This window comes from Microvirga sp. RSM25 (assembly GCF_044784385.1).
Taxonomy (GTDB): Bacteria; Pseudomonadota; Alphaproteobacteria; order Rhizobiales; family Beijerinckiaceae; genus Microvirga; species Microvirga tunisiensis.
In genome coordinates, this window is the sequence record NZ_CP173039.1 from 5,292,286 (window position 1) to 5,317,288 (window position 25,003).

Consider the following 25,003-nt stretch of genomic DNA (forward strand, 5'->3'; position numbering starts at 1 on the left):
TGGCGCATCGTGCGGAAGAGTGGACCCGGTTTTCCCCTCCGAATGCTGCGCAAGTCAAGGTGCTCCAGGGGATACGGCATCGATGAATATTGCGCCCAAGCTTGGCACGACCCGCTCGGAAACGGCCGTGTTCCTGATCGCGGTGCTCGCCGCCCTCTATGCGGTCAGCCAATTCCTGCGCAATTCAATCGGCGTCATCGCCAACGATCTGGCCCGGGAGCTTCATCTTACGGCCACCCAGACGGGTTTTCTCTCCAGCGCCTTCTTCTTCGCCTTCGCGGCGGTTCAGATCCCCATCGGCATCCTCATCGACCGCTACGGTCCGAAAAGGACGATGCTGGCGACGGCCGTCCTGACGGTGGTGGGAACCGTATTCTTCGCCATTGCTCCTTCCGCCCCCATGCTCATCGCGGCGCGGGCCCTCATGGGATTAGGCTGCTCCACCTTCTTCATGGCGCCGCTCGTAATCTATGCCCGGCGCTTTCCGCCGGAACGGTTCGCCGGGCTCACGAGCCTGCAGATGGGCTTGGCCAATATGGGCACCCTGGCGGCGACGGCTCCGCTGGCGGCCTCGGCCGCCGTCTTCGGCTGGCGCGCCTCGTTCTTTGCGGTGGCTATCCTGACGGTCGTCATCGTGCTTGCAATCGCTTGGGTCGTGCCGCGGGATGCCGGCTCGAACCGGCCGAATGAAACCTGGGCTGCCGCCTTCCGGGGCGTGGCTGCCGCCCTGAAGGTCCCTTCCTTCTGGCCGGTCTTCTTTATGCACCTGACCACCTATGGATGCTTTGCCTCCGTCATCGGGCTCTGGGGCGGCCCTTGGCTGTCGGACGTGCACGGGGCCGATCTCGGCATGAGAGGGAACATCCTGCTGCTCGGCGCGACGGCCCAGATCTGCGGCATGCTGCTCTGGGGTGCGATGGACCGGTTCTGGGGCAGCTACAAGAAGCCCGTTCTCATCGGCAGTACGGCGACGATTCTGCTCCTCGTCGTTCTGGTCCTCGTGCCTCTCGACCGGACCTCCGCAACCATCTGGTTCCCGCTCTTCGGCCTCTGTGTGGCCTATACGCCGATCTTGACCAGCCATGGAAAGTCGCTGTTCCCGTCAACGTTGACGGGGCGAGGCATCACGCTCATGAACATCGGCACCATGGGAGGGGCCTTTCTCTCCCAGAGTGTGACGGGAATGCTGATCGATCTCATGGGACGGTCCGATCAGGGGCTCTACCGGCCGGAGGGTTATCGTCTCGTCTTTGCCGCTCTCGCCGGCTGGCTGTTGCTCAGCCTCGCCTTCTACGTCAGAGCCATCGACCCGCATCCAAGCAGACATGCGTACAAAGCATGACAGAAACAAAGATTTTAGTTGCGCTTTGTGCGATGCGGCGTAATTATTGCAGTGCGATATGGCGATGGCGTCGCCTTATCGTAGCCCTTCTTGGGCGTTTCCTCCCTAAACTTCGGGCCGCTGGTAACAGTGGCCTTTTTTCTTGTCTGGCATTGGCACGTCGTGCGGAGCCGAGGTCCGCGTCAGCGAAAGGCATCGGAATTGACCCCAAGGGTGGGGCCGCTTTTTTGATCCGAGGCTCTAGAGAGCAAGGCGTTGAGGCTCACTCCGCCGCAACAGACCGGATCGTCAGCTCGCCCTCGATATCCGAGATCACCTGAGCAAAGGCCTGCATCAGATCGCCTGCCAAAACCGCAAAGCCGGATTTCTTATGCATGCTGCGCTCGTCCATGTAGAGCGCCCGGTTGATCTCGATCTGAAGCGCATGCCGGCCCAGAGCCGGCTCGCCGTAATGTTCGGTGATGAAGCCGCCCGCGTAGGGCTTGTTGCGGACCACCGTGTAGCCGCGCCCTCTCAAGGCCGCTTCCACCAAGTCGATCAGAAGGGTGGCGCAACTCGTTCCGTAGCGGTCCCCGAGCACGATATCGGCCTTGGCCCCGTCCTCGCGGCTGACGCTGGAGGAGGGCATGGAATGGCAATCGATCAGGATGGTATGCCCGAAGTGCTGGGCCGTGCGGCGCACGAGATGCCGAAGGGTCCGGTGATAGGGCTTGTAGAGCCATTCGATCCGGTGCAGGGCCTCCTCCACATGGAGGCGCGAGCGGTAGATCTCCTGCCCGTCCGCCACGATGCGGGGAATGGTCCCGAGGCCTCCGGCCACCCGCATGGAGCGGGTGTTGGTGAAGGGCGGCAGGCGTCCGTCGAACATTCGGGAATCGAGTTCGTAGGGCTCCCGGTTCAGGTCGAGATAGGCCCGCGGGAAGCGCGCGGTCATGAGAGGGGCGCCAAGATCCGCCATCGAGCCGAAAAGCTCGTCGACGAAGGCGTCCTCGGATCGCCTCAGGGCAATGGCATCGAGGCGGGACGCAGCCAGAAAGGAGGCCGGGTACACGGCACCCGCATGCGGCACGTTGAAGACGAAGGGAATCGTCTGCGCCGAAGGTTCGGTGACGGTGAAGGGGGGTCGAACTCATCAACGATGGCTGGCCGCATCAGAATCTTGGGTGTGTTGGAAAAGAAGCAGGTCTCCGCGCTAGTGTAAGGCAGCGCCGCCGCCTGTCCATGACAATATCGTAGCAAGGCTGCGTCCGACCTTCACGGCTTGTTTACCCTCGATCCGTCATGAAGGAGCGAGCACATCCGCCACGATTCGGGACTGGCAACCGATGAAGATCCTTCTTGCCGAAGATGACAACGATATGCGCCGCTTCCTCGTGAAGGCGCTGGAGAATGCAGGCTATGACGTTGCCTCGTTCGATAACGGCCTTTCCGCCTATAACCGCCTGCGCGAGGAGCCCTTCGAGCTCCTCCTGACGGACATCGTCATGCCGGAGATGGATGGCATCGAGCTTGCCCGCAAGGCGACCGAGCTCGATCCGGAAATCAAGGTGATGTTCATCACCGGCTTTGCCGCCGTCGCGCTCAACCCGGATTCCCAGGCCCCGCGCGATGCCAAGGTCCTGTCGAAGCCGTTCCACCTGCGCGATCTGGTGAGCGAAGTCGATAAAATGATGGCGGCCTAAAAAAGGCCGGTCATCAGGCTTGCGCCAAAGCCCGCTTGTGGGTATATCGCCCCCACAGCCGAAGCGGGACGTCAAAATCACCGTTTCCCGGGCGCGTAGCTCAGCGGGAGAGCACTACGTTGACATCGTAGGGGTCGCTGGTTCGATCCCAGCCGCGCCCACCATTTTCTTTTTTCCGGCCTTCCCGAAGGGCCGCAGGAGACCGGATATGAAGATCCGTAACTCGTTGAAGTCGATCCGCGGCCGCCACCGCGACAACCAGCTGGTTCGTCGCAAGGGCCGGGTCTACATCATCAACAAGACCCAGAAGCGCTACAAGGCTCGTCAGGGCTAAGTCAGCGCGTGCGGCGATGCCGCACACGAGAATCTGAATTGACCGCGCATGCCGGGACCCTAAAATCCCGGCATGCGTTTTTTCGCGTGCCTGCTGGCCTTCACCTTAAGCTTTGCCGCACTCCCGCTCAGTGCGCAGGAGCCTGCGCGTCCCAAGGATCCGAAGGAGCAGGCCCAGCCGCCTCAGGCGCGCCCCCGGGCTTCCACGCTGGATGAGCTCTTCGAGCGCCTGGGCAAGGCTCAGACCGAGCGTGAGGCGGAAGGCATCTCCTCCCTGATCGAACGGCGCTTTGCCCGGTCCGGCTCCGATACGGCCGATCTTCTCCTGAACCGGGCGGCCGAGGCCTACGGGAAGAAGGACTTTCCGCTCGCCATCGAACTGATCGACCGCGTTCTGGCGCTCCAGCCCAACTGGGCGGAAGCCTGGTACAAGCGGGCGACCGTCTTCTACCAGCTCGACGATCCGGTGGGCGCCATGGCCGACCTGCACCGGGCAATCAAGATCGAACCCCGCCACTTCAACGCCTGGACTGGGCTTGGCCACATCCTCATGGCCTCGGACGACAAGGCGCGGGCCCTCGAGGCCTATCGCCGGGTGCTCACGATCAATCCGCAGATGTCCGACGTGAAGACCATCGTGAACCGCCTCAGCCCCGAGGTTGACGGGCAGGACCTCTAAACCCAGCTTGCGGGGATGACCCTGCTTCTCGTCGTTGTTGTGCCGGTCGTGCTCCTCGCCCTGGGAGCCGCTTTCACCTATCTCTATGCCTGGACCATCGAGAGGCGCTTCCCGCCGACCGGCTGGTTCGTCGAGGTCGACGGCTGCAGGCTGCATTACCGGGAGGAGGGGCCTAACGAGGAGCCGGCGCGCGGGACCGTCGTCCTGCTGCACGGCGCCTCATCCAACCTCGTCGAATCCATGCTGGGCCTTGGCGGGTCTCTCTCGCAAAGCTACCGGGTCCTCGCCTTCGATCGTCCTGGACACGGCTGGAGCGAGCGCAAACCGGGCCTGAGCGAAGCAGAGCCTGCCCGCCAGGCGGTGCTTATCGCGGGTGCCTTAAGGCAGTTGGGCGTTCGGAATGCAGTGATCGTCGGGCATTCCTGGTCGGGAACCATCATCCCGCACCTCGCCCTCGATCATGCCGACGTGACGGGAGCGATCCTCGTCCTTTCCGGTATCACGTCTCCCTGGCCCGGAGGCTATATCGGCTGGTACCGGCGTCTGATCGCTTCCCGGGCAGGATGGCTGTTCATGCGCACGCTTGCCGTGCCGGTTCTTCTCATGCTCCGGCCCTCGATGAAGAGAAAGACATTTCGGCCGCAGGCAGCTCCGCGGGGAATCGTGACGGAGGGCTTCATTCCCCTGGCTTTCCGGCCGAGAACCTATGAAGCGAACATGCAGGATTTCGCCGCCATGTATGATGCGGTCCTGCGGCAGAGTATGCGCTACCGGGAGATCCGGTTGCCCGTCACCGTGGTAGCGGGCGACCGGGACGAGATCGTCTGGACCGATCTCCACAGCGTCTCCTTCGCGCGGGAGGTGCCGGGTGCGGAGCTGATCCTGATGCCGGGCATCGGCCATATGCCGCAATATGCCGATCAGGAGACGGTCCTTGCCGCCATTGCGGCCCTGGCCGAACGGGTCGCGCCGGCCAGGATCGGGGTGGATTAAGCCTGGGCAGCGTGTTCCTGGTTGACGAAGGCGATGCGCACCATGTTGGTGGCCCCGGGCGTGCCGAAGGGCATGCCGGCCACGATGATGATGCGGTCGCCCACCGACGAGTATCCCTCGCGTAGGGCGAACTTGCAGGCGCGGAAGGCCATGTCGTCGATATCGCTGGCGTCCTTCGTGCGGATCGAATGCACGCCCCACACCAGAGCCAGACGCCGGGCCGTGTTGACGCTCGGGGTGAGCGCAATGACCGTCGAGTTCGGTCGCTCGCGGGCAATGCGGAAGGCCGTCGAGCCCGAGAAGGTCCAGGCCGCCACCGTCTTGATGTTGAGCGTGTCGGTGATCTGGTGGGAGGCCGCCGCGATGGCGTCCGATCCGGTGGCCTCCGGCGCTGCGTTCAGGGTGCGCATGATCGACCAGTAGTTCTGGTCCTGCTCCACCTCTTCCGCGATCCGGCTCATGGTGGCGACCGCATCGATCGGATACTGACCCGAGGCGCTCTCGGCCGAGAGCATCACCGCATCCGCGCCATCGTAGACGGCGGTTGCCACGTCGGAGACCTCGGCGCGGGTCGGCACCGGCGACGTGATCATCGATTCCAGCATCTGGGTCGCCACCACCACCGGCTTACCGAGGCGGCGGGCGGCGCGGATGATGCGCTTCTGGATGCCAGGCACCTTCTCCAGCGGCATTTCCACACCGAGATCGCCGCGGGCGACCATGACCGCGTCCGAGATTTCCATGATCTCGTCGAGGCGAGTGATGGCCTGCGGCTTCTCGAGCTTGGACATCACGAGCGCGCGGCCACGGGCGACCTTCTTCACCTCGGCCACGTCCTCGGGACGCTGCACGAAGGAGAGGGCGATCCAGTCCACGCCGGCATCGAGCGCCGCTTCGAGATCCGAGCGGTCCTTCTCGGTCATGGCGGCAACGGGAATCGTGGTGTCAGGCAGACTCACGCCCTTGCGGTTCGAGATCTTGCCCGCGACCTCGACCGATGTGGTGGCCGAGCCCTGCTTCACGCTCTTTACGCGCAGACGCAGCTTGCCGTCGTCGATCAGCACCGTGTGGCCCGGCTCGAGGGAGGACAGGATCTCCGGATGGGGCAGGTGCACGCGATCCTTGGTGCCGGGAGTCTTGTCGGCATCGAGCGTGAAGTTCTGGCCCGGCACCAGCATGGCGCTGTCGCCCTCGAAAGCACCCACGCGCAGCTTGGGACCCTGCAGGTCGGCCAGGATCGCGATGGGGCGCTTGAACTTGGCCTCGACGGCGCGGATCATCTCGACCCGCTCCTTCAGCTTCTCGCGCGGCAGGTGGCTCATGTTGAGGCGGAAGACGTCGGCGCCGGCCTGGAACAGCTTGGCGATCATCTCCGGGTTCTCGGAAGCCGGTCCCAAGGTTGCAAGAATCTTCGTGCGCCGGTCGCGTCTCATCGTCATGGCCCCCCTGGCCGGTTCGTTTCGGTGAGCTGGATTGTCCAGCTCTTCTGTTCACCTGTATCGACTTCGAAGAAGCCGCTGCGATCAAAGCCTCTGGCGAGGCAATCTTCCGTTCCGCGAATCGTGAATTCGCGCTCCCGGGTGCACATGAAGGAGCGCCCGCTCCATTCGCCGCCCCGGTCGTAATCGATGGCGTAGATATAATAGAAGCGTCCGCCGAGCTGACCCTTGAGCATGGTCTCGCAGGCGCGGGCCGTGAGATTCCACCAGCCTTCCGTCACCCAGCCCTGCGCGTCCCGGTAGCCCAGCGCGATACCGACCCGGCTCGACGTCATGTTGCACAGACGCAGGTCCGCCTTCGCGGGCGATGCGGCCAGAAGGCACCCACCGACGAGCAACGATGCGAGTGCAAGGCTTCGCCGCCAACGGGGAGACGAGGTGAGGAGAACGGCATTCATGGATGCGGTATGATCGAATCGAAAGGAATGAAATCGCACAATGCTGTGAGAACTATGTCGAATCGTTGTCTGCCAGAAGTTAAGCCGGGGCAAGACTTTACAGCAGGGATGCTGCAGATTTTGCAGGCCGCATGGCCTTTCCGACACGGTCGGAGAGCCTTCGGCCGATTTTTACTCTTCATATGGAGAGGATCCGGGACTCACTCGTCCAGCGCATCGGCCTTGGGGACCTTGGGCCGCGCGGTCCAGATGCCGAACAGAATCAAGGCGCCACCCAGGCTCTGGATCAGCGTCAGCTCCTCGCCGAGGATCGCCCAGCCGAACACGGCCGCTGCGATCGCCTCCAGGAAAATCACCAGCGATGAGAAGACCGCAGGCAATCGCCCGAGCGCGATGGCGAGAAGCCCCTGGCCGCCCGCATGGCTGACATAGGACATGGCGAGAAGCGCCGCGATGCCTTGCGCCGTCTGCGGGATCACTCGCGTGTCGAAGAGTAGCGCGATGACCAGAAGAATGGCGGAGGTGATGAGGCCAGCCTCGAACGTGACCCGCGCGGCGCCTGCCGTCTTGCGCGCCCGGCTTGCGGCCAGGAAATAAAGGCCGAAGAAGAAGGCCGTGGCGACGCCGTAGAGATCCCCTTCGATCCGGGCGGGATCCGCCTGAAGGCTCTGGCCGATCAAAGCCGCGCCGCCGAGAAGGCACAGGGCAAGACCCATGAAGGTGCCCCGCGACACCTGCTGCCTGAGCACGAGCCAGACGATCAGCACGACGAAGAGCGGAGCCATGGTGGCGAAGAAGGTGGCGTTCGCCACCGTCGTCTTGAGGATCGCCAGATGCCAGAAGAAGAGATCGCCCGCAAAGACGATGCCGCCGAAGATGCTTGCCTTGGAGAACCGCACCCTAGGCGCATCGGCGGGTGCGCGCTTCTCCTCGATCTCGCATCCAGGCATAGAGCAGGGGCAGGCAGAGCGAGACGCGCCAGAAGGCACTGGCAAAGGGCCCCACATCGGCCGGCGCCCCGCCCATGTCGGCGGAGGCGAAGCGCACGAAAATCGGGGAAATTCCCATGGCGACGGCGCCCAGACAAAGCGCGGCAAAAGCGGAGGCGAAGCCCGGTTCGAGCCGGGCCGTTGTGGATGGGGCGGTCATGATCGTTGTGAAAGTGTGTTGCGCGGAACGTCGCGTTGTCAGGGTTGGAGGGGCAGGGTAAGGCTTTTCCTCCGCCGTTCAATCCATCCTTCCTGAAATCCATCCCTCGCTATGTCCACTTCCGCCGCGCTCAAGCTCGACGAGCCTTCCCTCGAGCCTCATCCTGTCGAGGTCGTTCCCGGCTCCGTCCAATCGGGAATCCTGATCCTGTGTGATCATGCGTCCAACGCCGTGCCGCCTGACTTAAGCGATCTGGGCCTGCCGGAATCCGAGTTCGGGCGCCACATCGCCTATGACATCGGGGCCGCTGCCGTGACCCGCTCTCTGGCTCGCCGTTTGGGCGCTCCGGCGATTCTGACCCAGTTCTCGCGGCTCGTCATCGACCCGAATCGAGGCCGGGACGATCCGACGCTGGTCATGCGCCTGTCCGACGGCGCGGTGGTGCCGGGCAATGCCAAAGTGGACGACGCCGAGGTGCAAAGGCGCATCGCCCGGTTCTACGATCCGTACGACGATGCGATTGCGGACGCGATCCACAAGGCGATGGCGGCAGGACATCCGCCTGTCGTCGTGACGGTCCACAGCTTCACGCCGATCTGGCGCGGCTGGCCGCGGCCCTGGCATGTGGGAATCCTGTGGGATGCGGACGATCGCTTCGCCAGGCCGCTTCTGGAAGGGCTGGAGGCCGAGGACGGACTCGTCGTCGGCGACAACGAGCCCTATGATGGAGCCCTTGCAGGCGATACCGTCGACCGTCACGCCACCATCCGGGGCCTCGCCAATGCGCTCATCGAGATCCGGCAGGATCTGATCGCGTCGGAGGAGGGCGCTGAGGAATGGGCCGAGCGCTTCGCGCGGCTGCTCGAGCCGCTCGCCGGCCGGCAGGAGCTTCGGGCGCCTAAGATTTTCGGCACCCGCACGCGCGACCGCCTGCGCCAGCATGGAGGGTAGGCTCATGAAGGATATCGACGCGAAAACTCAGGTCGAGCTGGAGGCCGCCGCCTTCCGCAGGCTTGTCGAGCATCTGCGGGAACGGGCCGATGTCCAGAACATCGATCTCATGAATCTGGCGGGTTTCTGTCGGAACTGCCTGTCCAACTGGCTGAAAGAGGCCGCCGACGAGCGGGGCGTCGCGCTCTCCAAGGATGAGAGCCGGACCCACGTCTACGGCATGCCCTACGAGGAATGGAAGGACCGCCACCAGCGCGAGGCAAAGCCTTCCCAGATCGAGAATTTTGAGAAGTCGAAGCCGGGGCATTAAAACGGCTTCAACCAAATGGCCATAACACTGGCGCCAATACCACAAGTAAGGGGCTTTCCTCATGGATGACGCAGCTTTCAACACCGAATCCGTCGCAGCCGACCAGCTCAAGGCCTTCATCGAGCGCATCGAGCGCCTCGAGGAGGAAAAGGCCGGCATCGCAGGCGACATCAAGGACGTCTACGCCGAGGCCAAGGGCAACGGCTTCGACACCAAGGTCCTGCGCAAGATCGTTTCCCTGCGCAAGCGCGACTACGCCGAGCGCCAGGAGGAGGACGCGATCCTGGAACTCTACATGCAGGCGCTCGGGATGGTCTGAACCATTCCTTCCGATTAAGCCTTCCAAAGGCCTCGCAGATCGACCTGCGGGGCCTTTCTCATGTCCGGCAATTGTCCGTCAGCATCAGGCTTCGCAGGAGATCGAGCGTCCTCGGTGGCAATGGCGTCGAGCGGCGCGTTTCCTTGTCCACCATGACGATGGTCGCCTCCGCGGCTGCCGCGAGATGACCTTTGCTGAACAGGCCCTGTGCCAGCGTGAATGAGCTGCGCCCCACCTTCAGAACGCCAGTGCCGATGTCGACCGTGCCGGGCCAGAAGAGCTCAGCCCGAAAATCGATCAGCAGGCGGGCGATGACGAAGCTCCTGCCCTCGATGGCGAGGGGCCGTTCCGGGTCGTACATGAAAGCGACTCGGCCCACTTCCGAGAAGGTGGCGAAGACCGCGTTGTTGACGTGGCCCTGCCGGTCGAGATCGGAATAGCGGATATCGGCGGAGGTCCGGCTCGGGTAGTCCTCCAGAGTACGGTGGGCGTTCGGGTCTGTCATGCGGCCGTCCTTGTGGAGCGGCCATACCATAAGGGAGAGCGGACGGCTCAAGCAAAAAGCGCTCTTTCCCGTATCCGCCTATCTGCCATGCATGCTTCCCGCTCGCTTGCGACGATCCGGTTTCCTATAAGGAACCGACCACAAACGCTGGAGAGAGGCATGAAGCTGGCCCGGGACCAAGTGTCCGAACCCGTCGACGCAGATGCGCGTCGCAAGATCGCTCCCGTCATCTGCTACCCCGTGGAGACCCTGCCGCGACCTGATCTGACCGCGTATCGAGCGGCTCGCGAGGGCTGGCAGAAGGTCGAGGAGGTGATCGTGCCGCCCCGCGACGCGCGCTCCTTCAATGTGCCCGCGGGCTGCTTTTTCCGAATCGTCAGCATCGAGGGGCCGCAGGTGGGAGACCTCAATCTCTGGTCGGCGAACGATCTCGACGAGCGCTTCTTCTCCGGCAAGACGAGGGCCCTCAACGGCACGCATCTGTCGACCGGAGACCAGCTGTGGTCGTCCCTACCGTATCTCCGGCCGATGGCGACGATCACCCACGACACACTCGACTGGTACGGCTTCGACGAGTACGGCGGCTCCGTGCACGACGTGATCGGCACGCGCTGCGATCCCTACACGCACCGGCTGCTCTCGGGCCACGACTACCATTACTGCTGTCACTCGAACCTGACCCGTGCGCTTGCGCATCGCCTGAATCGTCCCAAGGAGGCTGTCGAGCCGGCGGTGCACGACGTGCTCAATGTCTTCATGTGCACCGGATTCACGCGTGACACGGGGCAGTACTTCATGAAGGCGAGCCCCGTCAGGCCGGGCGATTACCTGGAGTTCTTCGCCGAGATCGATCTGCTGGGCGCGCTCTCCGCCTGCCCGGGCGGCGATTGCAGCGCGGAGCATTCGAGCGACGCGGCCGTCTGCCACCCCCTGCTGGTGGAGGTCTACAGGCCGAAGGCGCCGCCGCAAGGTTGGACCTCGCCGGCGCGCAATCCTTACGACGGGCAGCACGGCGAGTGAGTGATCCTGCCTTCCGGTCCGCGACCTGATCAAACAAAAAGGGCTCCGAAAGGAGCCCTTTTCTTAGCGCATGACGGGGAGCGGTTTGACCGCAGGTCCCGTGAAGCGATTCGTTGCCAGATCGCCCACGGGTTTGCTCGAGAAGCCCATATGCAGGCTGGGCTCCGCCGACATCAGGGCGCTCAGCGCCGTCGTCGGCGGCTTCTTCGCGGCCGGAGGAGCCTTGGCTTCGGGAACCGCTGCGGGCCTTGCCTTCGCCAGTTCCCTGGGGGTCGAGCCGGTGATCGGAATGTCGACCGGGCTCGCGGCGGCGACCACGATGGGACGCAGGTCTGGACGCGGCGGCGGCAATGGATGCTGGACCGCCGCCACTTCGGTGGAGCCACGCAATTCCGGAACGCCAGGGATCGGGTTCGTGGCCGCGAGCGAACCCGGGCGGGCCGGCGGAAGCGGGGCATAGGCCAGGGCAACGGTGCCCGCGATGGGCTCGACGCCCGCATCGTCCGCATCGGGACGGCGTGGCGGCATCGGCGCAAAGGCCATGCCCTTGGCGATGGACATCTCGGACTGGGCTTCCGGCCCCTGCTGCCACCCCAGGGCGGGTCCCGATGCCGTCTGGACGGTGCCGGGCGCTCCGTTGATCCGGGTCGGCGGCAGCGGCGCGGAGGCTGGGGGCGTCAGATCCTCACGCAGGGCCGGTCCCATGGCCGCTACGACCGCAGGAGTGGGCGGTTCGGGCCGCGGCTGGATCGCGACCGGGGCCCGGCGCGTCGGCTCCGGAGCCTGGCCCGGCTGCAGCGCTGCATAGACCGATGAATTGTCGTCGCTGGCGTAATAGTTCTGCGAAGGCTGTGACTGGCGGGAGGCGATGTACGCCCGGCCCGGCCTCGAGGCCACGCGGATCTCCTCCGCATCCTCCTCCTCGTCGTCGCCGATGCCGAACAGGGTGGCCCAGAAGCTCTTGCGGCGCGGCTGGTTGGCAATGGCCTCCTCCGCATCCGCGTACGCCGTGTAGCCAGCGACCGTGCCGCCCTTGGCGAGCACCTCGGCGCGCGCCTCGTCGTAGCCGGGCAGGGGTTTGCCGTCGGAGGGGATGTGCACGGTCTTGCCGTCTGGGAAGATGCTGGCGAGCTGGGCACGGGTCATGCGCGGCCATGCGCGCACGCTGCCCACGTCGAGATGGACGAAGGGCGTGTAGGCATTGGGATAATAGCCGACGCCCCCGTTCTGGAGACGCATGCCGATGGCGCGCAGGCGCACGGTCGACACATCCGGCAGGTAGAAATCCATGGCCTTGCCCTGCATGTGCTGGCTGTTCTTGGCCACCGCGCTGGAGCGCCGACGGAGCATCGAATTCGTGTTAGGCGAGCGGTAGCCCGAATTCACACGCACCGGCTCGTTCGAGCCGGACTCGCGATAGACCTCCCACACCGTGTCGAACAGGCGCGGATCCATGCGGGTCGGCTCGTCGCGCCGCCAGTCGCGCAGGAACCAGTTGAGCTGCTGCAGGGCGCCCAAATCGTACTGGCCGTTGCGTCGGAATGTGACGGTGAGGCTTTCCTTGGTGTTGTTGTTGTAAAGGCTGAGTGTGCGGGTATCGCCATTGGCGACGGCATCCTGCGTGCCGCGCGCCCCGCCCACGATGACGGCCAGAAAGGCCGCAAGACCAATGCCGGCGCGACGCGCCAGGCGGTCCGTACGCAATACTCTCACTGTGATACTCGTCTTTACCGGGCCGCATCCGTGGATGCAGCAATCCTTATGGTGAAAGGATCTTTGCCGAGGACGGTTACCTTCCCGTTAAGTGAGAGAAAGAAATTCGCTGAAAAGGCGGTGGGAAGAGGGAGCTATTCGGACAGGTTCAGGGCGGCGCGGACCTTGCGGTCGAGACCGTAGAGATCCTCGAAACGCTTTACATCGCCCTTCTCGTCGACCGCGAGCGTGAAGTAGGTCAGATGTACGGGCAGGGGATTTGTCAGGTGCACGGTGCGCTCGCCCTTGCCGATGAGCCCGCGCAGCCTCTCCTCGGTCCATTTTCCATCCTTGCCCATGATCTCTTCCGCGAGCTCGAAGGGCTTGTCGACGCGCACGCAGCCATGGCTGAAGGCGCGCTTGCTGGCCGAGAACAGATTGCGGTTCGGCGTGTCGTGCAGATAGACCGCATGCTGGTTGGGGAACATGAACTTCAGAAAGCCCAACGCATTGCGCTCCCCCGGCGGCTGCTGCACCGTGATCCGGTCCCCCCGGCGGATGATCTTGTAGCCCTTGCGCGCAGCGTAATAGGGATCGTTGGCCAGCGCCGGAAGGATTTCCTTCTTCATGATCGACGGCGGGATCGTCCAGGACGGATTGACCACGAGATACTTCATGTTCTCGGAGAAGATCGGCGTCTGCGACTGTTCCTTGCCGACGATGACGCGCGTTTGATAGACTGTATTGCGTCCCTCGACCATCTGTAGGCGGAATTCGGGCACGTTCACCATGATGTGCCGCTGCCCCAGATCGACGGGCAGCCAGCGCCAGCGCTCCATATTGGCGATCAGGTCGGATTGTCGTTGCGCCACCGAGGGGCCCGAGAGGGCCGCCACCGTCTGGGCGTTCAGAACGCCCGTATTCGGCAGGCCCTTCTCCTTCTGGAATTCAGCCACTGCGGAGGCAACGCGCTCGTCATAGATGGTCTGATTGTCCGCGCCCTTCGCGAGATTGAAACGGGCGCGGATCAGGGGGACGCGCGGATCCTTCATGCCCACGCGCAGGATCGGTCCCCGGGGCAGGCGCACGCTCGGCTGCGAGGGATGGCTCTCGCGCAGTTTCGCCAGCCGCTCCTTCAACGCCTTGTAGCCGGGATGAGGCGGGTTGTAGGCCTCGAGGGCCCCGCCCGCATCCCCGGCGGAGGAGACCTTGCTCAGCACCTCGTCGACCGCCGGCAGGGCGAGCTTCGGGGTCACCAGAGGCGAAAGGCGGGCAAGATCGATGCGCCCCCCGCGGGCATCGCGAGCATAGCGGATCACGGACAGGGAGAGTTTCACGTCGGCTTGGGCCCACTGGGCCGGCGTCGCATTCTTGCGCAATCCCCTGTCGGGCAGGAAATAATCGGCGGGATCGAGGCCATCCTCGTCAGCGGCCTTCAGGCGCTCCATCACCCCCTGGGCAGCGGGCGACCAGGCACCGTCCTGCGCCCAGATCATCGGGCGCTGGGCCTGCGCGTAGAAGGCGGACAAAGCTTCCCGGTCCTTGCCGCTCACGCGCAGTTCTCGCATGGCGGCATCGTCCGCGAACAAGCCCTCCACGGCCATGCGGAAAAGATCCGTCTGCATCAGGGCCACGACGGGGGCCGCATCGGGCAAAGGAATGTCGATGGACGGGGCCGGCTTCAGATCGACCGACTCGATGGTGACCGGTGCCGTCTCAGGGATCGGGACGGCCTGCGAGGCCACGTCTTTCTGCGCGGATGCCCCCTCAACGGCAACATCATGGAAGGAGGGCTCCGCAGGAACGGACTGAATGATATTGGTCTGGGGGCTGCCCACATCTTCCGCCAGGGCGGACAGGGGGAGGAGGGAGACTGATCCGATGAGACCAAGCCAAAGTGCCGTCTTGCGCAAGTCACGCATGACCTTGCTCCTCGTCGCAATGAAAGTGGAGGATGGGAGATTCCTCCATCAAATGAATTTCGTCAGTGTTCCCGCACACGCTCTGTTACGCTTAACGCGTGAAACGTCATGCGGCTTCATCGTCTAAGCCAAGTTCTTTCAATTTTCTGTAAAGGGTCGACCGACCGATGCCGAGATGACGGGAGATGGCCGACATGCGGCCCTGGTAGTGAGCGAGCGCGAACCGGATCGCCCGGGCCTCCAGATCGGCGAGGGTCACCATCTCGCCCGCATCGTTGATGAGCGACAGGGCATGGGGGTCGCGTCTTGCAACGTGCTCGCTCTCGGGAGCAGGAGCAGGCCTCGTCGACGAGGATGCGCGTAATACGGGAACCGGCGGGATGTCGATGCGTATTCCTCGCAGATGGGATGCAACCTGCGGGAATTCCGTCGACGTGAGAAACGGCCCTTCGGCCATAATCACGGCGCGGTAGAGCGCGTTTTCCAGTTGCCGCAGGTTTCCGGGCCAATCGTAACGAGCGAGCAAGGCTGCCGCATCGGCTGACAGGCCCCTGATTCTCTTGCCCTCGTCGGCAGCGAAACGGCCGATGAAAAGCTGGGCCCACTCAGGGATGGCATCTCGCTGTGCCCTCAACGGGCGAAGGGTGATGGGCAGGGCTTGGAGCCGATAGAAGAGATCTTCCCGAAAACGGCCTTCCCGCACCGAGCTGGCAAGATCGGAGCCCGATGCGATGATTCGCACATCGGGCCGACGGTGGGCGCGCCCTGCATCCTGACGGTAAAGGCAATCCAGCAGGTCGTTCTGCCCTTCACCGCCCAAACATTCGACATCCTGAATGAACAGCGTGCCGCCAATGGCCTCCTTGAGAAGACCCGAAACGCCTGTGGGTCTCTCGCTCTGGACGGGCGCCTCCCCGGCAGGCAGGCGCAGGAAGGGGCGCTCCTTCCGCTCGCCGCAATCGTGGATCGCACGGGCCAGCGCCCGTGCGCCGCTTCCCGGTTCGCCCTCGATCAGAACCGGCAGGGCAGACCGGGCTGCTCGATCCGCCAGCCTTGCAATCCTTTCCCGCTCCGAACCTCCATCGAGGGCTGCCGCATCCCCACGAAGGGCGTGGATGTCGTCTGCAAGGAGTTGGGACAGGGGCATGAAGGCTTAAGGAATATCCGAGAATCGTTCGGGCGATGCTGGTCGAGAAGGGTAAACCGGCTCTTAACGGAGGGCGGGAGCGGAATTAATCCCTCCGCCGATATGGGTTGATCCTGAGAGCGCGGCGGCCAATATGTGTGCAGAACCATTCCGTTAGACCGATCCCAATCAGGCTGTCGTCCGTGACCCCTCAGAAAGCTTCCCCCTTGCACCATCCATCCTCTGCCGCCGCGCAGGCCGAACTTGGGCCGCTGCCCGAATGGAACCTGTCCCATCTCTATCCCGGCATGGACAGCGAGGAATTCAAGCGGGATCTCGCGAAGGCCGAAACCGAGTGCAAGGCGTTTGCCGCCGCCTATCGCGGCAAGCTCGACGAGATGGCGCGGGGCGAGAAGGCGTCCGTGCGACTGGACGAGGTGGTGAAGCGATACGAGGCGCTCGAAGACCTTCTCGGCCGCCTCATGTCCTATGCGGGCCTCGTCTATTCCGGCGACACCACCGACCCGGTCCGCGCGAAGTTCTACGGCGACACGCAGGAGCGCTTGACCGCCGCCTCGACCGAGCTGCTCTTCTTCGGTCTCGAACTCAATCGCATCGACGACGAGGTTCTCGACAGGGCCAAGAGCGAGGAGCCGCTCGCTCACTACAAGCCGTGGATCGAGGATCTGCGCAAGGACAAGCCCTACCAGCTCGAGGACAAGATCGAGCAGCTCTTCCACGAAAAGTCGGTCACCGGCCGCTCGGCCTGGAACCGCCTGTTCGACGAGACCATCGCGTCCTTGCGTTTCACGGTGCGCGGTGAGGAGCTGCCCATCGAGCCGACCCTGAACAAGCTGCAGGATCCGGACGAAAGCGTGCGCAAGGACGCCTCGGACGCCCTGGCCAAGACCTTCAAGGCCAATCTTCGCACCTTCACCCTCATCACCAACACGCTCGCCAAGGACAAGGAGATCTCCGACCGCTGGCGCGGCTTCGAGGATGTGGCCGATTCCCGTCACCTCGCGAACCGAGTCGAGCGTGAGGTCGTGGAGGCAATGGTCTCCGCCGTGCGCGAGGCCTATCCGCGCCTGTCGCACCGCTATTATGCCCTGAAGGCCAAGTGGTTCAACAAGGACAAGCTCGATCATTGGGACCGCAACGCGCCCCTGCCCAAGGTCGAGCAGCGCACCATTGCCTGGAACGAGGCGAAAGACACGGTTCTCTCGGCGTATTCAGCCTTCTCGCCGCGCATGGCCGACATCGCGCAGCGCTTCTTCGACGAGGACTGGATCGATGCGCCGACCCGTCCCGGCAAGGCGCCCGGTGCCTTCGCCCATCCGACGGTGCCCTCGGCCCACCCTTACGTGCTCCTGAACTATCAGGGCAAGCCGCGGGACGTGATGACGCTGGCTCATGAGCTGGGACATGGCGTGCATCAGGTCATGGCCGGCCCCAACGGCGCGCTCATGGCGCCCACGCCCCTGACGCTGGCCGAGACGGCATCCGTCTTCGGCGAGATGCTCACCTTCCGCCGCCTCCTCGACCAGACCACCAATCCGGTCCAGCGCAAGGCGATGCTGGCGGCGAAAGTCGAGGACATGATCAACACGGTGGTGCGCCAGATCGCGTTCTATTCCTTCGAGCGCAAGGTGCATCTGGAGCGCCGCAACGGCGAGCTCACGGCGGACAAATTGTGCGAGCTCTGGATGTCGGTTCAGGACGAGAGCCTCGGGACGGCGATCCGCTTGGGTCCCGGCTACGAGAGCTTCTGGACCTACATCCCCCACTTCATCCATTCGCCGTTCTACGTCTACGCCTATGCCTTCGGCGATTGCCTCGTGAACTCGCTCTACGGCGTCTATGAACGCTCCAACGAAGGCTTCGTGGACCGCTATTTCGCGCTCCTCTCCGCAGGCGGCACCAAGCACTACTCGGAGCTTCTCGCGCCCTTCGGTCTCGATGCCAGCGACCCATCCTTCTGGCAGATCGGGCTGTCCATGATCGAGCGCCTGATCGGCGAGCTGGAGGCGATGGAGAAAGAAACGGCGTGAACATCCTGCCCTGAGCGACTGGTTATCCCGCCGCCCAGGGCAGCCGGACCGTCAAGAACGACATAACGATCGCCGTGTTGGGGCCAGACCTGGAGGTCGACCATGGCAGCTCGTATCGGGAGTCAGGCTGCAGACAGGCTGAGTGGCACCGGCGCGGCGGATGTGATCTACGGCTACGATCCCAACGCCGGAACCCCGCCCACGGCGGCGGCCAGCATGATCGTGTCCGGCCTGGAAAATCCTCTCTACCTGACGGCGGCGCCGGGCAATGCAAGGCACCTGTTCATCCTCGAGAAGCGCGGGCTGGTGAAGGTCTATGACACCGTCACGGGCCAGACCCTCGGCACCTCTTTCCTCAACGTGTCCACCCAGGTCGCGACCGATGGGGAGCAGGGTCTTCTCGGCCTTGCCTTCGCTCCCAATTTTGCGACGAGCCGGACGTTTTACGTCTATCTCAGCACGACAGCCGGCGATGTGGAGATCCGCGAATACAAGACGCTGGCGTCCAACCCCCTCGTTGCAGATGCCAGCAGCATGCGGCTCATCGACCGGATCGATTACCCGTCGTCCACCAACCATCGCGGCGGGTGGATCGGCTTTGGTCCTGACGGCTATCTCTATGTGGCGACCGGCGACGGCGCAAACGGAGCCAATTCGCAAAGCCTCGGCAACCAACTGGGCAAGATCCTGCGGCTCGACGTGAGGTCCGATACCTTCCCAGCGGATGCCACCAAGAACTACGCCCTGCCGGTGGACAATCCGGCTTCCATCGATGGTCTCGCAGGCAGTGCAGTGGGAACGGGAATCTATGCGGCCGGCCTGCGCAACCCGTGGCGCGTGAGCTTCGACCGTCTGACCGGCGAGATGTATATCGGCGATGTCGGCCAGAGCGCCTACGAAGAGATCAATCTCGGAAGGGCTGGCGCCAATTACGGCTGGAGTGCCACCGAGGGACCGTTCAATCCCGGAGCGTTCCCGAACTATACGAACCCGATCCATTCTTATGACCGCAGTCTCGGTCAGGCGGTCACCGGAGGCTATGTCTATCGCGGCCCCGAGCAGGATTTTCAGGGAACGTATTTCTTCTCCGATTTCGTCAGCAGCAGGATCTGGTCCCTGCAGCGCGCCTCCGGCTCGTGGTCGTTCAAGGATCTGACGGGACAGGTCGCAGTGGGAGGCGGCCCGATCAGTTCCGTTTCATCCATGGGGGAGGATGGATCCGGAAACCTCTACATCGTCGATTACGGCGGCAAAGTGTTCCGTCTGGACCTCAGGTCCGGCAGCGGTCCCGATCTCAAGGAGGATGCCGCGGACGTTGTCAGGGGCGGCGGCGGCAATGATCGGATCTATGGCGGCGGCGGCAACGACTCGCTCTCTGGCGGCAGCGGCAACGATCATCTCCGGGGCGGGCCGGGCGCCGATCTCCTGTCGGGCGGCAGCGGCTTCGATTATGCCGATTACCGCGATTCCCCGGGGCGTGTGGTCATCGACCTCCTGAAAAGGACGCAGGCTGGCAGCGATGCCTCCGGCGACCGTTTCTCCAGCATCGAGGGCGTGTGGGGCAGCGCGTTCGACGATGTGCTGAAAGGCTCTACAGGCCACAACACGCTTCGCGGCGCCGCCGGCAACGACAGCCTCTCCGGCAATGCGGGCGACGACAGGCTCTATGGCGATGCCGGTCGGGACACCATCCTCGGCAGCACTGGGAAGGACTGGCTGTCCGGCGGATCCGAGGCCGATGTGTTCCGCTGGCCATCCATCGGTGCTGTCGGGTCCGCTCAGAGCCGCGCGGATGTCGTGCGTGACTTCAGCCATAGTGCCCAGGATCATCTGGATCTGTCGAGGATCGATGCCAACGCTCTACGCGGTGGAAATCAGGCCTTCGCTTTCATCGGCAAAGGGGAGTTCACGGCAGCCGGTCAGGTTCGGTACGAGGTTGCAGGCTCCGAGGCACGGGTCTTCCTGAATACGGATTCCGACCATGATGCGGAAGGCACCATCCGTCTTGCCGGGATTCACAGCCTGAAATCCGGCGATTTCCTGCTGTAACCAAGCCGGTATGGACGAGGCGTATCGGGTCTTAGGGACAGGCTCGCCCTCGGCTGCGTGAGGGCTTCCGCGGGGTCGAATAATATTCGTGACATGCGACTGTCAGCAGGCACGAGGCGGGATCATAGGATGCGGCCATGACACACCGAAGCATCACAAACGAGGAGCTTGCCGCGCTCATCCGGCGCACAGAGGAGGCCACGTCGGCGTTCATGGGCGGGGACATGCATCGCTATCTCACATTGACGCCCCACGCTCGCGGCTTCGTGCTGATGAACCCTTTCGGCGGAGAGCCTACTCGCTACGATGACCGAAGCGAGAGCTTGTTGAAGGTCGCTGACTACTTCAAAGCCGGCGAGGCAACGTTGGAAGTGGCGGAAACATATGCATCAGGCGACCTCGTGGTTCTTGTGATGATCGAGCGCCAGCATGGCGAGGTGGGCGGTCTGCCGAATCAGGAGTGGTCGCTGCGCGTCACCCAGGTCTATCGCCGTGAAGGGTCCGAATGGCAGCTGGTGCATCGGCATGCTGATCCGCTCGTCCATCGCATCAGCCTGGAGCAGGCAGCGATGCTTGCCCGCGGCTGATTCACCGCTGCGCTTGCATATGCTGTGATCTTGGTCGAATCCGCCCACACGGCCTAGCACTTGGCGCAGCACGTCATATCTTAAGCTCTCCAGTTCAGAGCAAGAGATCCCACGTCATGGCCGATTCCGACCGCGAAGCGAACCGCTTCTCCGCGCGCGCCGCCCGCTATGCGCGCGTGGGCGCCAACATGGGTGGGGTCGCGGCCCGCATGGCCGGTTCGCGGCTGTTCGGGGGCGATGCCCGCGACGCGTCCAATGCGGCGGTGCTGGCGCAGGCGCTCGGCGGGCTCAAGGGGCCGATCATGAAGGTGGCGCAGCTGCTGGCCACCATCCCCGACCTCATCCCGCCGGAATATGCCGCCGAGCTGCAGAAGCTCCAGAGCGAGGCCCCGCCCATGGGGGCGGCCTTCGTGAAGCGGCGCATGCAGGCGGAACTGGGGCTGCAATGGCAGAGCCGCTTCGGCTCCTTCGATCTCAACCCCGCCGCGGCTGCGTCGCTCGGCCAGGTTCATCGGGCGAGCACGAAGGACGGCGAGAGGATCGCCTGCAAGCTGCAATATCCCGACATGCAATCCGCCGTGGAAGCGGATCTGAGCCAGCTCGAGCTCGTCTTCGCCCTCCATCGCCGCATGGATCCCGCCATCGATACCCGCGAGATCGCTAAGGAGATCGGCGAGCGGGTGCGCGAGGAGCTCGATTACGAGCGCGAGGCCAAGCACGCGGCGCTCTACGCCCGGACCCTTGCGGATGTGGAGGAAGTCCGCGTCCCGCGGGTTCACCCTGAGCTCTCCACCCGACGGCTTCTGTCGCTCGAATGGTTGGAAGGCGAGAAGATCCTGCAATTCACCGAGGTCCCGGTCGAGATCCGCAACCGGCTGGCGGTCGCCATGTTCAAGGCCTGGTGGCACCCTTTCAGCCATGCGGCCGTCATCCACGGCGATCCGCATCTCGGCAATTACACGGTGTTCTCCGAGGGTGGGGAGGCGAGGGGGATCAATCTCCTCGATTACGGCTGCATCCGCATCTTCCACCCGCGCTTCGTCGGCGGCGTGGTCGATCTTTATCGCGGCCTCCAGACCGACGACCGGGCCCGCGTCGTCCATGCCTACGAGACCTGGGGCTTCAAGAGCCTCTCGAACGAGCTGATCGACATCCTCAACATCTGGGCCCGCTTCATCTACGCCCCGCTCCTCGACGATCGGGTCCGTACCGTGGCCGACGGGGTGAAGCCCGGCGAATACGGCCGCCGCCAAGCCTTCGAGGTGCACAAGGCCCTGAAGGAGAAGGGTCCCGTCACTGTCCCGCGCGAGTTCGTGTTCATGGACCGGGCGGCAGTCGGCTTAGGCGCGGTCTTCCTGCACTTGAAGGCCGAGCTGAACTACCATCGGCTGTTCGAGAACGAGATTGAGCGTTTCTCCCTGGAGAACCTAGAGCAGAAACAGAAACAGGTCTTGGCCGCTTCCGGTTTACCAAATCCTGTGTAATGAGGTTGCATCTTTCTCGTTGCGGCCCTAGAGGCTTACGGAGCGTTAGGGGCAGCCGATGAAGATCGCTTTCGTTCACCAGAATTTCCCGGGCCAATTCCTGCGTCTGGCCCGGACCTTCGTTGCCGAGGGGCATGAGGTCGTGGGCCTCGGGATGGTCAAGCAAGGCTCCGTTCCGGGCGTGAAGTATTTTTCCTATAATGCCGTCCCGGGTCCGGAGGATGCGCCCTATCAGAACCGCTACTCCCCCGTCATTCCGCGCCTGCGCCGCGCCTATGGCGTTGCCTATAGGGCCCGCGAGCTTGCCAGCCAAGGCTTCGAGCCGGATGTGGTGGTCGTGAATACCGGCTGGGGCGAGAACCTGTTTCTGAAGGATATCTGGCCCAAGGCCCGCCATGTGGCCTATTTCGAGTATTATTATCACGCCAAGGGGCAGGATCTCGATTTCGATCCCGAGTTCCCGGTCACCAACGAGGAGGTGATCTGGCGCCTGCGCCTGAAGAATTCCATGCAGCTCGGCGCCCTCGACGCCGCCGATGCCGCCGTGGCGCCGACCCGCTACCAGCGAGACACGTTCCCGGCCTATCTGCGCGACCGCCTCGCTGTCATCCATGACGGCATCGACACCGATAAGCTCCTGCCCGATCCGAATGTCAGGATCCAGCTCGGCGAGGGCGGGCCGCAGCTCACCCGCGAGACGCCCGTCGTCACCTATGTGACCCGCAACATCGAGCCGATGCGCGGCGCGCATATTGTCTTCAAGAGCCTGCCCCATCTGCTCGACATCGACCCCGAGCTTCGCGTCGTCATCATCGGCGGCAAGGGAACGAGCTATTCCGGCTCCGCGCCGAACGGCCAGTCCTGGTTCGAGGTCTTCAAGTCCAGGATCGAGCGCCCGGTCGACTGGTCTCGGGTCCATTTCGTCGGCAATCTGCCTTACGATCAGTTCGTGAAGGTCCTGCAGGTCTCCTCGGCCCATGTCTACATGACCTATCCCTTCGTGCTGTCCTGGTCGTCCATCGAGGCCATGGCGCTCGAATGCCGGATCGTGGCCTCGGACACCGATCCAGTGCGCGAGGTCATCCAGGACGGAGTCAACGGACGCCTTTCCCCCTTCTTCGACGAGAAGGCGCTGGCGGAGCGGGTGCGCGAGACGCTGGCCGAGAGGGACAAGTCCGCCGCCATGGCCGCGGAGGCTCGCCGGATCGCGGTTGCGAAATATGATTACGAGACCGTCTGCCTGCCCCAGTGGCGAGAGTTTCTCGGGATCAAATGACCGCAAGAAGCATTCATAAAGTTTTCATTTGGAGCCATTCGAAAGATTGCGGCTCCTCACCGCTTGCGTTAAACGCAGCAGTTAACAAGTGACGCTGAACAGGGCTTAGACACATGGCCGATACAAAACATGCGCCGCACGGGGGCTACAGTCCGGATATGGACAGCCGCGCTCATGAGGCGACCTATCACGGATTTGTCCAGTTCGCCGAAATCGCGACCGCCGTCATCATCTGCCACGTGCTGGCGCTGGCCGTTGGCGGCATCAAGCATGCCTGGCTGACGGCGATTTTCGGCGTGATCCTCTCGCTCGTCGCGGGCGGCATCGGCGCGATGGCACCCTCCGTCGGGGTGCGGGCTCCGGCAGCCGTCGGCGTCCTCCTCCTGCTGGCGCTCATCTTCTACTGAGCAGCGGGTGGCCTTTGATAGAAGCGAGATAAGAGCTTGATCTCAAGCCATTGACCACATCGCAGGGGGACAAATATGCGGATTGCCGTTCTCTCCGAAACTGATGGAGCGGAGACACGCGTTTCCGCCACCCCTGAGACCGTCAAGAAATACAAAACCCTCGGCGCGGACGTGGTCGTCCAGGCCGGGGCGGGCGCCAAGGCCGGTTTTCCCGATGCCGAGCTCGAGGCTGCAGGCGCTTCGATCGCCAAGACGCCCAAGGAAGCCCTGAAGGATGCCGATGTCATCCTCAAGGTCCGTCGCCCCGCAGAGGGCGAGCTGAAGGGCGCCAAGCCCGGCGCCCTCGTTATCGCCATCATGGACCCCTACGGCCAGGAAGCGGCCCTCAAGGCCCTGGCCGATGCGCAGGTCGCCGCCTTCGCCATGGAGCTGATGCCCCGCATCACCCGGGCGCAGGTCATGGACGTGCTTTCCTCACAGGCCAATCTCGCCGGCTACCGCGCCGTCATCGACGCCACCGCCGAATACGGCCGCGCGCTGCCGATGATGATGACCGCTGCCGGCACGGTGCCCGCCGCCCGCATCTTCGTCATGGGCGCGGGAGTCGCCGGTCTCCAGGCCATCGCCACCGCCCGCCGTCTCGGCGCCGTGGTGACCGCCACCGACGTGCGCCCCGCCGCCAAGGAGCAGGTGGAGAGCCTGGGCGCCAAGTTCGTCGCCGTGGAGGACGAGGAGTTCAAGCAGGCCGAGACGGCCGGCGGCTACGCCAAGGAGATGTCGGACGCCTACAAGGCCAAGCAGGCCGATCTCGTCGCCGCCCACATCGCCAAGCAGGACATCGTCATCACCACGGCCCTGATCCCCGGCCGGCCGGCGCCGAAGCTCGTCTCCCGCGCCATGGTCGAATCCATGAAGCCGGGCTCGGTCATCGTCGATCTGGCGGTGGAGCGCGGCGGCAATTGCGAGGTGGCGGTGCCCGGCCAGGTGGTGGAGCATAACGGCGTGAAGATCGTGGGCCACCTCAACGTGCCCGGGCGCCTCGCCGCTACAGCGTCCAGCCTCTACGCGAAGAACCTCTACGCCTTCGTCGAGACGCTGGTGGACAAGGAAACCAAGGCCCTGGCCGTGAAATGGGACGACGAGCTGGTCAAGGCCACCTGCCTGACCCGTGACGGCGCCATCGTCCACACCGCCTTCCAGCCGACCGCTTAAACCGTCCAGGGGAGGAC

At 63.9% G+C, this 25,003-nt stretch carries 25 protein-coding genes and 1 tRNA gene; 17 read left to right on the top strand and 9 right to left on the bottom strand.

Annotation, left to right across the window (positions count from 1 at the left end):
- Positions 1 to 82 precede the first annotated feature (82 nt).
- Complete coding sequence (locus tag ACD578_RS25170; protein ID WP_404289518.1) at positions 83 to 1,342, top strand: MFS transporter; 1,260 nt, start codon at positions 83 to 85, stop codon at positions 1,340 to 1,342.
- Between the two features lie 262 nt (positions 1,343 to 1,604).
- Here ACD578_RS25170 and ACD578_RS25175 read toward each other — a convergent pair whose 3' ends face one another.
- Positions 1,605 to 2,429 carry an N-formylglutamate amidohydrolase gene (locus ACD578_RS25175; RefSeq protein ID WP_404294049.1) on the bottom strand — a complete coding sequence of 275 codons (825 nt, stop codon included), beginning with the start codon at positions 2,427 to 2,429 and terminating at the stop codon, positions 1,605 to 1,607.
- Positions 2,430 to 2,667: 238 nt separating this feature from the next.
- Here ACD578_RS25175 and cpdR point away from each other — a divergent pair, with 238 nt between their 5' ends.
- The 5 genes from cpdR to ACD578_RS25200 all read left to right on the top strand — a co-directional run bounded on the left by cpdR (position 2,668) and on the right by ACD578_RS25200 (position 5,029).
- Positions 2,668 to 3,024 carry a cell cycle two-component system response regulator CpdR gene (gene cpdR / locus ACD578_RS25180; RefSeq protein ID WP_036361886.1) on the top strand — a complete coding sequence of 119 codons (357 nt, stop codon included), beginning with the start codon at positions 2,668 to 2,670 and terminating at the stop codon, positions 3,022 to 3,024.
- Positions 3,025 to 3,113: 89 nt separating this feature from the next.
- A tRNA-Val gene (locus ACD578_RS25185) sits at positions 3,114 to 3,188 on the top strand.
- 44 nt (positions 3,189 to 3,232) lie between these two features.
- Positions 3,233 to 3,358 carry a type B 50S ribosomal protein L36 gene (ykgO, locus tag ACD578_RS25190; RefSeq protein ID WP_009763379.1) on the top strand — a complete coding sequence of 42 codons (126 nt, stop codon included), beginning with the start codon at positions 3,233 to 3,235 and terminating at the stop codon, positions 3,356 to 3,358.
- A gap of 72 nt (positions 3,359 to 3,430) precedes the next feature.
- Positions 3,431 to 4,036, top strand: a complete 606-nt coding sequence (locus ACD578_RS25195; RefSeq protein ID WP_404289521.1) for a tetratricopeptide repeat protein — start codon at positions 3,431 to 3,433, stop codon at positions 4,034 to 4,036.
- A gap of 15 nt (positions 4,037 to 4,051) precedes the next feature.
- On the top strand, positions 4,052 to 5,029 hold the full coding sequence (locus ACD578_RS25200) for an alpha/beta fold hydrolase (RefSeq protein WP_404289523.1): 978 nt from the start codon (positions 4,052 to 4,054) through the stop codon (positions 5,027 to 5,029).
- Here the strand turns inward: ACD578_RS25200 and pyk are convergent.
- From pyk to ACD578_RS25220, 4 genes are all read right to left on the bottom strand, one after another.
- Positions 5,026 to 6,462: a pyruvate kinase gene (gene pyk, locus ACD578_RS25205; RefSeq protein ID WP_152712911.1), complete on the bottom strand. Its 1,437-nt coding sequence runs from the start codon at positions 6,460 to 6,462 to the stop codon at positions 5,026 to 5,028. The genes ACD578_RS25200 and pyk overlap by 4 nt on opposite strands.
- Positions 6,463 to 6,464: 2 nt before the next feature.
- Positions 6,465 to 6,926 (bottom strand): DUF1036 domain-containing protein, encoded by a 462-nt coding sequence (locus tag ACD578_RS25210; protein WP_404289525.1) that lies wholly within the window; start codon positions 6,924 to 6,926, stop codon positions 6,465 to 6,467.
- A gap of 200 nt (positions 6,927 to 7,126) precedes the next feature.
- On the bottom strand, positions 7,127 to 7,825 hold the full coding sequence (locus ACD578_RS25215) for a DMT family transporter (RefSeq protein ID WP_404289527.1): 699 nt from the start codon (positions 7,823 to 7,825) through the stop codon (positions 7,127 to 7,129).
- A 1-nt stretch (position 7,826) separates the two neighbouring features.
- The gene (locus tag ACD578_RS25220; RefSeq protein WP_404289529.1) at positions 7,827 to 8,075 is read right to left on the bottom strand and encodes a hypothetical protein; all 249 of its coding nucleotides are present in this window, start codon (positions 8,073 to 8,075) and stop codon (positions 7,827 to 7,829) included.
- Positions 8,076 to 8,186: 111 nt separating this feature from the next.
- Here ACD578_RS25220 and ACD578_RS25225 point away from each other — a divergent pair, with 111 nt between their 5' ends.
- From ACD578_RS25225 to ACD578_RS25235, 3 genes are all read left to right on the top strand, one after another.
- Positions 8,187 to 9,026 (top strand): N-formylglutamate amidohydrolase, encoded by an 840-nt coding sequence (locus ACD578_RS25225; protein ID WP_404289531.1) that lies wholly within the window; start codon positions 8,187 to 8,189, stop codon positions 9,024 to 9,026.
- A 4-nt stretch (positions 9,027 to 9,030) separates the two neighbouring features.
- Positions 9,031 to 9,336, top strand: coding sequence for a DUF1244 domain-containing protein (locus ACD578_RS25230; protein WP_404289533.1), 306 nt, complete (start codon positions 9,031 to 9,033; stop codon positions 9,334 to 9,336).
- A gap of 61 nt (positions 9,337 to 9,397) precedes the next feature.
- Positions 9,398 to 9,655, top strand: coding sequence for a DUF2312 domain-containing protein (locus ACD578_RS25235; protein WP_404289535.1), 258 nt, complete (start codon positions 9,398 to 9,400; stop codon positions 9,653 to 9,655).
- Positions 9,656 to 9,713: 58 nt separating this feature from the next.
- On the opposite strand, the gene ACD578_RS25240 is transcribed toward ACD578_RS25235, so the two are convergent.
- Positions 9,714 to 10,160 carry an acyl-CoA thioesterase gene (locus tag ACD578_RS25240; RefSeq protein WP_404289537.1) on the bottom strand — a complete coding sequence of 149 codons (447 nt, stop codon included), beginning with the start codon at positions 10,158 to 10,160 and terminating at the stop codon, positions 9,714 to 9,716.
- 159 nt (positions 10,161 to 10,319) lie between these two features.
- Between ACD578_RS25240 and ACD578_RS25245 the strand changes: the two genes are divergently transcribed.
- Complete coding sequence (locus ACD578_RS25245; protein WP_404289539.1) at positions 10,320 to 11,180, top strand: urea carboxylase-associated family protein; 861 nt, start codon at positions 10,320 to 10,322, stop codon at positions 11,178 to 11,180.
- 63 nt (positions 11,181 to 11,243) lie between these two features.
- Here ACD578_RS25245 and ACD578_RS25250 read toward each other — a convergent pair whose 3' ends face one another.
- The 3 genes from ACD578_RS25250 to ACD578_RS25260 all read right to left on the bottom strand — a co-directional run bounded on the left by ACD578_RS25250 (position 11,244) and on the right by ACD578_RS25260 (position 15,941).
- Positions 11,244 to 12,893, bottom strand: coding sequence for a DUF882 domain-containing protein (locus ACD578_RS25250; RefSeq protein WP_404289541.1), 1,650 nt, complete (start codon positions 12,891 to 12,893; stop codon positions 11,244 to 11,246).
- A 134-nt stretch (positions 12,894 to 13,027) separates the two neighbouring features.
- Complete coding sequence (locus ACD578_RS25255; RefSeq protein ID WP_404289543.1) at positions 13,028 to 14,794, bottom strand: murein L,D-transpeptidase; 1,767 nt, start codon at positions 14,792 to 14,794, stop codon at positions 13,028 to 13,030.
- Positions 14,795 to 14,900: 106 nt separating this feature from the next.
- Complete coding sequence (locus ACD578_RS25260; RefSeq protein ID WP_404289545.1) at positions 14,901 to 15,941, bottom strand: sigma 54-interacting transcriptional regulator; 1,041 nt, start codon at positions 15,939 to 15,941, stop codon at positions 14,901 to 14,903.
- Between the two features lie 182 nt (positions 15,942 to 16,123).
- Between ACD578_RS25260 and ACD578_RS25265 the strand changes: the two genes are divergently transcribed.
- From ACD578_RS25265 to ACD578_RS25295, 7 genes are all read left to right on the top strand, one after another.
- Positions 16,124 to 17,971 (top strand): M3 family oligoendopeptidase, encoded by a 1,848-nt coding sequence (locus ACD578_RS25265; RefSeq protein WP_404289547.1) that lies wholly within the window; start codon positions 16,124 to 16,126, stop codon positions 17,969 to 17,971.
- 102 nt (positions 17,972 to 18,073) lie between these two features.
- The gene (locus ACD578_RS25270) at positions 18,074 to 20,020 is read left to right on the top strand and encodes a PQQ-dependent sugar dehydrogenase (protein WP_404289549.1); all 1,947 of its coding nucleotides are present in this window, start codon (positions 18,074 to 18,076) and stop codon (positions 20,018 to 20,020) included.
- A gap of 137 nt (positions 20,021 to 20,157) precedes the next feature.
- Positions 20,158 to 20,607 carry a YybH family protein gene (locus ACD578_RS25275; RefSeq protein ID WP_404289551.1) on the top strand — a complete coding sequence of 150 codons (450 nt, stop codon included), beginning with the start codon at positions 20,158 to 20,160 and terminating at the stop codon, positions 20,605 to 20,607.
- Between the two features lie 116 nt (positions 20,608 to 20,723).
- Positions 20,724 to 22,091: an ABC1 kinase family protein gene (locus tag ACD578_RS25280; RefSeq protein ID WP_404289553.1), complete on the top strand. Its 1,368-nt coding sequence runs from the start codon at positions 20,724 to 20,726 to the stop codon at positions 22,089 to 22,091.
- Positions 22,092 to 22,149: 58 nt separating this feature from the next.
- Entirely contained in the window at positions 22,150 to 23,367 is a 1,218-nt protein-coding gene (locus tag ACD578_RS25285; RefSeq protein WP_404289555.1) for a glycosyltransferase, read from the top strand.
- Between the two features lie 113 nt (positions 23,368 to 23,480).
- Complete coding sequence (locus tag ACD578_RS25290) at positions 23,481 to 23,774, top strand: aa3-type cytochrome c oxidase subunit IV (protein WP_152712889.1); 294 nt, start codon at positions 23,481 to 23,483, stop codon at positions 23,772 to 23,774.
- Between the two features lie 75 nt (positions 23,775 to 23,849).
- Entirely contained in the window at positions 23,850 to 24,986 is a 1,137-nt protein-coding gene (locus ACD578_RS25295; protein WP_404289557.1) for a Re/Si-specific NAD(P)(+) transhydrogenase subunit alpha, read from the top strand.
- Positions 24,987 to 25,003 lie beyond the last annotated feature (17 nt).